The sequence below is a fragment of the Mesorhizobium sp. M7A.F.Ca.CA.002.15.2.1 genome (genome assembly GCF_003998715.1).
Classification (GTDB): Bacteria; Pseudomonadota; Alphaproteobacteria; order Rhizobiales; family Rhizobiaceae; genus Mesorhizobium; species Mesorhizobium ciceri.
In genome coordinates this window covers 1-2,457 of sequence record NZ_RZPI01000775.1, presented here as the reverse complement: position 1 = coordinate 2,457, position 2,457 = coordinate 1, and the positions used below count along the sequence as shown (strand labels likewise).

The following is a 2,457-nucleotide window of genomic DNA, read 5'->3' as shown; positions in this document are numbered from 1 at the left end:
GCTTTCAATTGCGGGTCGGTTGCCTTGTCGATCATCTTCGGCAGCGCTTTCTCGATCTGCTTTTCGGCGTAATAGATGTCGCGCAGCGTGTGCACGAAGAGATCGTCGAGTGTCTTTATGTCCTTCGAAAAGAAGCCCATGGCCTTACCTTTCATTGCGCTTGGTGTGGATTTCGGCGACGGGGTTTGCGCCGCCAACAAAGACCGGGACGGTTCCCGGCTTCTCTGGTCAACGTGCCGGCACCGAAGGAGTTCCTGATTTCCGAGGGCGGACCGTTCCCCCTTCTCCAAGACCTCGATCCGGTCGGCGGGGAGCCTTTGTCTCGATCACACGTTCTAGCCGCAGAGCAATCGGAACCGAGAAGGGTTGGCGGAATGTATTTCATTGCATTGGCGACTGACTATGACGGCACGCTGGCTCATGATGGGGTCGTCGCCAAGAAAACGCTCACTGCGCTTGAGCGGTTCAAGAAAAGCGGCCGCAAGCTGGTTCTCGTCACCGGGCGTGAACTGCCCGATCTCAAGGGCGTCTTTCCCGAGCTTAGCCTCTTCGACAAGGTCGTCGCTGAGAATGGCGCGATGATCTACACGCCGGCCAGCGAGGAAGAGCGGGTGATCGCCCCGCCGCCCGAGCCCAAATTCGTCGCCAGGTTGAAGAGGCAGGGCGTCAAGCCGCTTTCGGTCGGACGATCGATCGTCGCGACCTGGGAACCGCATCAAGCGACCGTGCTTGAGGTCATCAAGAAGATGGGTCTCGAACTGGAAATCATCTTCAACAAGGGCGCGGTGATGATCCTGCCGAGCGGCATCAACAAAGCCACCGGGCTCGCCGCGGCCCTTCAGGACCTTCGACTTTCGCCGCACAACGTCGTCGGCGTCGGCGACGCCGAGAACGATCATGCGTTCCTGCAAGCCTGTGGCTGCAGCGTCGCCGTCGACAATGCAATTCCGGCGGTCAAGGATACAGCCAACCTGATCATGCCTGGCGCCCGAGGCAAAGGCGTGGAGCAACTGATCGCAAAGCTGATAAAGCGTGATCACGCGATAGTGCCGAAGCGCCATGACGGCATCGTTCTTGGATCATCTGGCGGCGATGATACCTACCTGTCGCCGAGCGACACGATCCTCATTGCCGGGAGTTCCGGTATCGGTAAATCCACCTTGGCCACCGCGCTGACCGAACGCTTCGTCGAAAGCGGCTTTCAGTTTTGTGTCTTCGATCCCGAAGGCGACTATGATGGCCTCGAAGGCGCCGTTCGCCTGGGAGACGGCTCAAGCGCGCCGACAAAGGCGCAAGTGCTCGATCTGATCGCCAAGGCCGACAGCAACATAGTCGTCAATGGACTGGCCCTGCGGGTCGACGAGAGGCCGGATTTCTTTGCCGACCTGCTGCCTGGCCTCAGCAGTTTCCGCCGGCGCACCGCGAGACCGCACTGGCTCGTGATCGATGAAGCGCATCATCTTCTGCCCAAGCGGCGCGACGATACGCGGGCGGTTCTGTCATTGGAATTGCCTGGCACAATCCTGATCACCGTTCACCCCGAGGCGATCTCGACAGACGCCTTGCGCCTGGTGACAGCCATCATTGCGCTTGGCCCCAAGGCAAAGGACGTCGTGAAGGTCTTCTGCCGTGAAACCGGCATTGAGCCGCCGAAGGTCATCCCCAGCCCGAAAGGTGCGCGCGTGCTGTTCTGGCGGCCGCAGGCAGGCAAAAAAGTCAAGACGGTCAAAGTGGTCGAACCACGTCAGTCACTCAAGCGGCACAGCCGGAAATATGCCGAAGGCCAGCTCGACGAAGCCGGCAGCTTCTATTTCCATGGCCCTGAGAATGCGATGAATCTCAGGGCTCACAATCTGATGATCTTCGCTCAGATCGCCGAGGGCATAGATGACAAGACCTGGGAGTTTCATTTGCGCACCGGCGACTATTCCAAATGGTTTCGACATCAGATCAGGGACAAGGACCTGGCGCGCGAAACCGCCGAGGCGGAAGAGGACAAGACCCTGTCGGCGGAGGAGAGCCGCAAGCGGGTGCTTGATGCCGTGCGCCGCCGTTACACGGCTCCCGCCACAGCCCCGGAGTGACACGCGAGAGCCAAGGCAATCAAGCCAGCGCTGCATGCGAAATTCTTCAGTCAGGCAACGCCGCCACCGCGACAATTTCAACGACGATGTCGGCTTGCGCAAGCGCTGCAACTCCGATCACCTCCGAAGGCGGCGGGTTGTTATAGCTGCAGTGCTTCGGGCAATGCTCGGCAAAGAACTCGTCCAGTACGTCGAGACGAAAATTGGGTGAACTCAGAACGCCGCCATCGGGAAATGGCCCCTTGATGAAGAAGGTCAGCCGGATGAGATAGTCGAGCGCGCTGCCGAGTTCTTCCAGATCTGATTTGATGTTCGCCAGAATTGCACGCCACTGTGCCGCCGCATCGCCAGTGAATCCCCCTCCTCTCTTTCC

3 protein-coding genes are annotated in these 2,457 nt (G+C 59.5%); 1 reads left to right on the top strand and 2 read right to left on the bottom strand.

Annotated elements, in window-relative coordinates; all coding sequences use genetic code 11:
• Positions 1-140, bottom strand: a 140-nt coding sequence (locus tag ENZ74_RS29085) for a DUF892 family protein (protein ID WP_164761291.1), incomplete at its 3' end; no start/stop codon positions are given.
• Between the two features lie 234 nt (positions 141-374).
• Between ENZ74_RS29085 and ENZ74_RS29080 the strand changes: the two genes are divergently transcribed.
• Positions 375-2,084, top strand: a complete 1,710-nt coding sequence (locus ENZ74_RS29080; protein WP_063168016.1) for an HAD family hydrolase — start codon at positions 375-377, stop codon at positions 2,082-2,084.
• A 46-nt stretch (positions 2,085-2,130) separates the two neighbouring features.
• On the opposite strand, the gene ENZ74_RS29075 is transcribed toward ENZ74_RS29080, so the two are convergent.
• Positions 2,131-2,457, bottom strand: a 327-nt coding sequence (locus tag ENZ74_RS29075) for a RidA family protein (protein WP_164761290.1), incomplete at its 5' end; no start/stop codon positions are given.